This window comes from Lentilactobacillus sp., from assembly GCF_040773105.1.
GTDB classification, from domain to species: Bacteria; Bacillota; Bacilli; order Lactobacillales; family Lactobacillaceae; genus Lentilactobacillus; species Lentilactobacillus parabuchneri.
Window position 1 is genome coordinate 1 of sequence record NZ_JAXGWW010000119.1, and the last position, 6,233, is coordinate 6,233.

6 protein-coding genes and 1 other RNA gene are annotated in these 6,233 nt (G+C 43.0%); 3 read left to right on the forward strand and 4 right to left on the reverse strand.

All coding sequences use genetic code 11. From position 1 onward, the window contains the following. The 4 genes from dnaX to AB3112_RS07225 form a co-directional block, all read right to left on the reverse strand. Positions 1-1,243, reverse strand: a 1,243-nt coding sequence (gene dnaX / locus AB3112_RS07210) for a DNA polymerase III subunit gamma/tau (RefSeq protein ID WP_367334192.1), incomplete at its 3' end; no start/stop codon positions are given. A gap of 180 nt (positions 1,244-1,423) precedes the next feature. Then, an RNA gene (gene ffs / locus AB3112_RS07215) (signal recognition particle sRNA small type) lies at positions 1,424-1,510 on the reverse strand. A gap of 28 nt (positions 1,511-1,538) precedes the next feature. Next, on the reverse strand, positions 1,539-2,024 hold the full coding sequence (tadA, locus tag AB3112_RS07220) for a tRNA adenosine(34) deaminase TadA (RefSeq protein WP_084975057.1): 486 nt from the start codon (positions 2,022-2,024) through the stop codon (positions 1,539-1,541). 9 nt (positions 2,025-2,033) lie between these two features. Then, complete coding sequence (locus AB3112_RS07225; protein ID WP_084975055.1) at positions 2,034-2,645, reverse strand: class I SAM-dependent methyltransferase; 612 nt, start codon at positions 2,643-2,645, stop codon at positions 2,034-2,036. Between the two features lie 158 nt (positions 2,646-2,803). On the opposite strand from AB3112_RS07225, the gene nrdH reads away from it, so the two are divergent. From nrdH to nrdF, 3 genes are all read left to right on the forward strand, one after another. Further along, entirely contained in the window at positions 2,804-3,034 is a 231-nt protein-coding gene (gene nrdH / locus AB3112_RS07230; protein ID WP_057910284.1) for a glutaredoxin-like protein NrdH, read from the forward strand. Between the two features lie 103 nt (positions 3,035-3,137). Continuing rightward, complete coding sequence (gene nrdE, locus AB3112_RS07235) at positions 3,138-5,303, forward strand: class 1b ribonucleoside-diphosphate reductase subunit alpha (RefSeq protein WP_084975053.1); 2,166 nt, start codon at positions 3,138-3,140, stop codon at positions 5,301-5,303. An 11-nt stretch (positions 5,304-5,314) separates the two neighbouring features. Then, positions 5,315-6,233: class 1b ribonucleoside-diphosphate reductase subunit beta (gene nrdF / locus AB3112_RS07240; protein ID WP_367334193.1), on the forward strand; the 919-nt coding region annotated here is incomplete at its 3' end.

Here is a 6,233-nt window from a genome sequence, read left to right on the forward strand (position 1 = left end):
CAACCGTCGAACCAGCCTGCTGTTTAAGTGACTCAACTTCAGCTTTGAGCCGATCAACCTCTTGAGTCAACTGTTGGATTTCCACCGTCGTCTCAGGTGACGGTGCCTGCTGATTCGTTGAGTGAACGGCAGCTGGCGCCGAACTAGTTGATTTTGGTTGTTCCAAATGCGTTATTTTGACCGTCAGAACTTCCAAATAGACGTCCGGATTGGCGGTATACCTCAATGAATTTGAAATGGCGTTTAATTCGCTGATCATTTGATAAATTTCCTGATCAGTGATTTTTTGACTCAATTCCTTGAACTGATCGTCAATCACGCCCAATTCCATTTCCTCAACGATACCGGGATCTTGCTGATACAACAAAATATCTTGACTATAACTGGTTAAATCTTCAATGAATCGGCTGGCATCCTTACCTTCATCCAAAATCTTTTGAATAGTGATCAAGGCACTCTTGGTGTCCTTAGCCACAACCTGTTGCATGTAAGTTGTCAACAGCTCATTGGTGACGCTGCCAGTAACCAGCAAGGCGTTTTCGTATGTGATCTGATTGTCCCCGTAAGACATGGCCTGATCCAGGATACTCAATGCATCCCGCATCCCGCCTTCAGCCGCCTTTGCAATCAGCTTAAGGGCCTTATCATCATACGCAATTTTTTTTTGGTCCAGAATATATTCCATTCGAGACAGGATATCCTGGGGCTTAATCCGCTTAAAATCAAACTTCTGTGTCCGCGAAATGATGGTTGCCGGGATTTTATGGGGCTCAGTGGTTGCCAAAATAAAAATAACGTTGGTTGGCGGCTCCTCAAGTGTTTTCAGCAATGCATTAAAGGCTCCCGTCGAAAGCATGTGGACTTCATCAATAATGTAAACTTTGTAGTCCGCCTGGGTTGGCGCGTATTTTGCCTTATCCCGAATGTCTCGGATCTCTTCAACACCGTTGTTCGAGGCAGCATCAATTTCAATGACATCATTTAAGCTGCCCTCATTAATCGCCTTGCAAGTCTCACATTCGTTGCAGGGTTCGCCGTCCTTCAAAAAGTGACAGTTCACCGCCTTGGCAAATATTTTGGCAGCAGATGTTTTTCCAGTGCCTCGTGGGCCGGTAAACAAATAAGCATGACTAATTTGTTTAGTAATTAGAGCGTTTTTAAATGTTCGTGTAATAATCGACTGGCCGACAATCTCGTCAAAGCGTTGAGGCCGCCAAACCCGATATAATGCTTGATAGCTCATTACCAAATCCTCCAAAATAAAAATGCCGAATGCAAAAAAGTGTAATTGGAACGTCTAAATAATTATATAGTGAAATTTGTAAGAATGCCAACATAAATCCGAAAACATGTTCCGCTCTTCAATTAAAAAAACTCGCACAAAAAAATACTCCCAGCAGAATCTGCTGAGAGCTTAATTTCTATGTACAAGAGGCACAAGGCTGATGATACTTAGTGCTGCTTCCTTCCGGACCTGACACAGTTCGTAACCCGACCCTTGCCTCAGGGCCTTGCGGCAATATCTATCATAACGTAATTCACTTTGAATTGCCAGAGATATTCTTCCTTTTTTGTCGAGCAGCCCGAAAAAAGGCCTTCATTATCTGTGAGCATTGGTCGCTCAGTAGCCCCTCAATCACATTAACCCGATGATTCAAGCGTGAATCTTCCAGAACCGTATACAGGCTTCTAACAGCTCCGGCCTTGGGATCACGAGCACCAAAACAGACATTATCGATTCGAGAATTGATGATCGCCCCGGAACACATTAAACACGGCTCAATGGTCACGTAAAGATCACAATCAACCAGCCGCCAACTATTTAATGCCCCACAGGCTTCTTCAATGGCCATAATTTCTGCGTGGGCGACACCGTCATTTAAATGCTCCCGAAGATTATGACCACGTCCAATAATGTCACCATTGTGAACCACAACAGCGCCAATTGGAACCTCATCAATTAAAAATGCCTTCTGTGCTTCGACCAAGGCGGCCTTCATATACTGAACGTCTGCTTGAAACATGATTCAACCTCACGATTTCTGAATGCTTTGTAGAATATAGTAACCTTTGTCACGTTTTAAAATTTGGCAATTCCCAAATACTTGCGTCATTAGCTTCTTAGCGGACGGTGCCCCCTGCTTTTTTTGCAGCACAACGGTCAGTGTCCCGTCCAAAACGAGGTGGTCGCGGGCACCGGAAATCATCTGTTCAACAACTTGTTTACCGGCTCGAACTGGTGGATTGGTGATAATTGCGGCATATGAATCACTGACTGCATCATAAATATTACTTTCAAAAATTTTGACGTTGTCAACCTGATTGGCAACCGCATTCTTCTTGGCCAATGCCAAAGCGACTTCATTGACATCAACCATGTCGACTTGGCGCTTGGGAAACGCTTTGGCAATCGCAATGCCAATTGGGCCATAACCGGTTCCCATATCAAGGATTTTGCCAGCGGGGATCCGGTCATAGTCGACGTAATCAATCAAAACGCGACTGCCATAGTCAACGGTATGCTTAGAAAACACACCGTTGTCAGAAGTAAACACTAAGTTGTTTCCAAGTAACGAAAAGTTCCACGTCAGCGGATTGGATTCAACGTCTGGATTCTTTGAATAGTAAAATGAATTGTCTGTCATAAAAATCTCCTAAGTTGTTTTTGATAATGGTCACCTATATTTGGTGTTTACAATTAGTTTTATCACAATATATTGTGTTTTAATCGTTGCATTTCACGATATTTAGTGTAAACTTGAACCATAAATTAAATTTCAAAGAAACAGGGGAAGTGTTAACAATGGCTAAAATCACACTATATTCAAAGAACAACTGCATGCAATGCAAAATGACAAAACGTTATCTTTCAGAACACAATGTGGAGTTCGAAGAGCATAACATTAACGAGCAACCACAATATATTGATTATCTTAAACAACGGGGCTTCATGGCTGTTCCCGTCGTTGATGTTGATGGTAAACAAGCATTTAGCGGTTTTCGACCTGATCAGCTTCACTCGATTGCCGGATAAATCGCCTTTGTCCATTCTAACATATTGATTTCAGATTAGCGGGCGAAACCACAAACGGTCTCGCCCCTTTTATTCGCAATTATAAGAAAGCGTGGTACTAAATATGTCACTTCACAACTTGAAAGATGTCACTTATTTCGATTTAAACAACGAAATTAACATCCCAGTCAATGGCCAGATCCCATTACAAAAGGACCAAGAGGCACTTCAAGCCTTTTTGAAAGAAAACGTCGAACCGAATCTCAAACGTTTCGACAGCTTAAAGGCCCGCTTCGATTATTTAATCGACAACAATTATTATGAAGCTGACTTCGTTAAGAAATACGATTTTGCCTTCATCGAAAAGTTATACGCCTACTTAAATGATCAAGACTTCCACTTCAAGTCATTCATGGCAGCCTACAAGTTCTATGCCCAATATGCCTTAAAGAGTAACGACAACGACTCTTACCTGGAAAGCTTTTTGGATCGGGTCGCCGCAAACGCACTGTTCTTTGCGGACGGCGACGAACAATTGGCCATGGACCTTGCTGATGAAATCGTTCATCAACGTTACCAACCGGCAACGCCCAGCTTTTTGAATGCCGGCCGTGAAAATCGTGGCGAATTTGTTTCCTGCTTCTTGATCCAAACCACTGATGACATGAACACCATTGGTCGAACCATCAATTCCGCCCTTCAACTATCCCGTATCGGTGGTGGCGTTGGTATTAATCTTTCCAACCTCCGTGAAGCCGGCGCACCTATCAAACATATTGAAGGCGCCGCATCCGGTGTGGTTCCGGTGATGAAATTATTGGAAGACAGCTTTTCGTACTCAAACCAGTTGGGACAGCGTCAAGGCGCCGGTGTTGTTTATTTATCAGTCTTCCACCCAGATATCATTGACTTCTTAGGTGCCAAGAAAGAAAACGCCGACGAAAAGGTCCGATTGAAGACCCTTTCGTTGGGTGTGACCGTTCCCGACAAGTTCTACGAATTAATTAAGCAGGACGCTGATATGTATCTCTTCAGCCCCTACGACGTAGAACGGGAATATGGCGTGCCATTCTCATATGTGGACATTACTAAGGAATATGATCATTTAGTTGCTAATGACAAGATCTCCAAGAAAAAGATCAAGGCCCGCGACTTGGAAACTGAAATCAGTAAGCTCCAACAAGAATCCGGCTACCCTTACATTATTAATATCGACACGGCCAACCGTGATAATCCGATCGCCGGCCGTATCGTCATGAGTAACTTGTGTTCTGAAATCCTTCAGGTTCAAACGCCATCGACAGTTGATAATCAACAGCACTACATTAAGATGGGCAAAGATATTTCTTGCAACCTGGGTTCAACAAACATCAACAATATGATGGCTGGCGATGATTTCGGTCACTCGGTTGAAAGCATGGTCCGTGCATTAACATTTGTCACTGACCACTCCAACATTGACGTTGTTCCTTCCATCCAAAAGGGTAACAAAGAATCCCATTCCATTGGACTTGGCGGCATGGGCCTGCACAGCTTCTTGGCGAACCACCACATGTATTATGGCTCACCTGAATCAATTGAATTTACCAGCGTTTACTTCATGCTTTTAAACTACTGGAGTTTAGTTGCATCTAACAAGATCGCTAAAGAACGTCAGGAAACGTTTGCCGACTTTGATAAGAGCAAGTATGCGGACGGCACTTATTTCGACAAGTACCTGGAAACATCATTTGCACCGAAATCCGACAAAGTTAAAGCGTTGTTCAAAGACGACTGGATCCCTTCAAAAGAAGACTGGGAAGCACTTAAGAAGTCCGTCATGGAATATGGCCTCTATCACCAAAACCGGCTTGCAGTGGCCCCTAATGGCTCCATTTCTTACATCAATGACACGACTGCCAGTCTTCATCCGATTATCAACCGAATTGAAGAACGTCAGGAGTCAAAAATCGGTAAGATCTATTACCCAGCTCCATACCTTTCAAACGATACAATGCCCTACTACACTTCCGCATACGACATGGACATGCGAAAAGTGATTGACATTTACGCTGCTGCTCAGGAACACATTGATCAGGGCATGGCTTTAACGCTTTTCATGCGATCAACAATTCCAGAAGGCTTGTACGAATGGAAAAACGGCAGAACTGATAAGATGACCACACGGGATCTCAACATTTTGAGAAACTACGCGTACAAAAAAGGCGTCAAATCAATTTATTACATTCGAACTTTCACAGATGACCAGCAAGAAGTTGGTTCTAATGAATGTGAAAGCTGCGTCATTTAAAGGAGAAGAACATGACCGAGAATTATAGTGCAATTAACTGGAATGCCATTGATGATCAAATCGATAAAGCAACCTGGGAAAAGCTGACGGAACAATTTTGGCTTGATACGCGAATTCCGTTATCTAACGATTTATCTGATTGGCGGACGTTTGACGAAGACCATCAGTGGGTTGTTGGCCACGTATTTGGTGGTTTGACACTGCTTGATACCCTTCAATCCCAAGAAGGAATGGCATCATTGAGAAAAGATGTTCAAACCCAACATGAAACAGCCGTCCTCAATAACATCCAATTTATGGAATCTGTTCATGCCAAAAGTTATTCATCCATTTTCTCAACTCTGAACACCCCTGAACAGATTGACGAAATTTTTGACTGGAGTGACAGTGAAGAATTTCTCCAAAATAAGGCCTTGAAGATTCGTGACATTTACGAAAACGAACCCGATCCACTTAAGAAAAAGGTTGCCAGCGTTTTCTTGGAAACTTTCTTATTCTATTCAGGATTTTATACCCCACTTTGGTACCTGGGCCACAACAAGATTCCTAACGTTGCCGAAATCATCAAATTGATTTTACGTGATGAATCCGTCCACGGAACCTACATTGGTTACAAGTTCCAAATTGGCTTTAACCAATTGTCAAAGGCAAAGCAAGAGGATATGAAAAACTGGATCTATGACTTCTTGTACAAATTATATGGCAATGAGGAAAAGTACACCCACATTCTGTACGATCAAACCGGTTGGACAGAAGATGTCCTGACATTCATTCGTTATAACGCCAATAAAGCGTTGATGAACCTGGGTCAAGACCCACTGTTCCCAGATACTGCAGAAGACGTTAATCCAGTCGTCATGAACGGTATTTCAACATCAACGGCCAACCATGACTTCTTCTCGCAAGTTGGAAATGGTTACCTGTTAGGAA

Coding starts and splice junctions, on each gene's coding strand:
- tadA (WP_084975057.1), bottom strand. CDS start 2,024: ATGTTTCAAGCAGACGTTCAGTATATGAAGGCCGCCTTGGTCGAAGCA.
- AB3112_RS07225 (WP_084975055.1), bottom strand. CDS start 2,645: ATGACAGACAATTCATTTTACTATTCAAAGAATCCAGACGTTGAATCC.
- nrdH (WP_057910284.1), top strand. CDS start 2,804: ATGGCTAAAATCACACTATATTCAAAGAACAACTGCATGCAATGCAAA.
- nrdE (WP_084975053.1), top strand. CDS start 3,138: ATGTCACTTCACAACTTGAAAGATGTCACTTATTTCGATTTAAACAAC.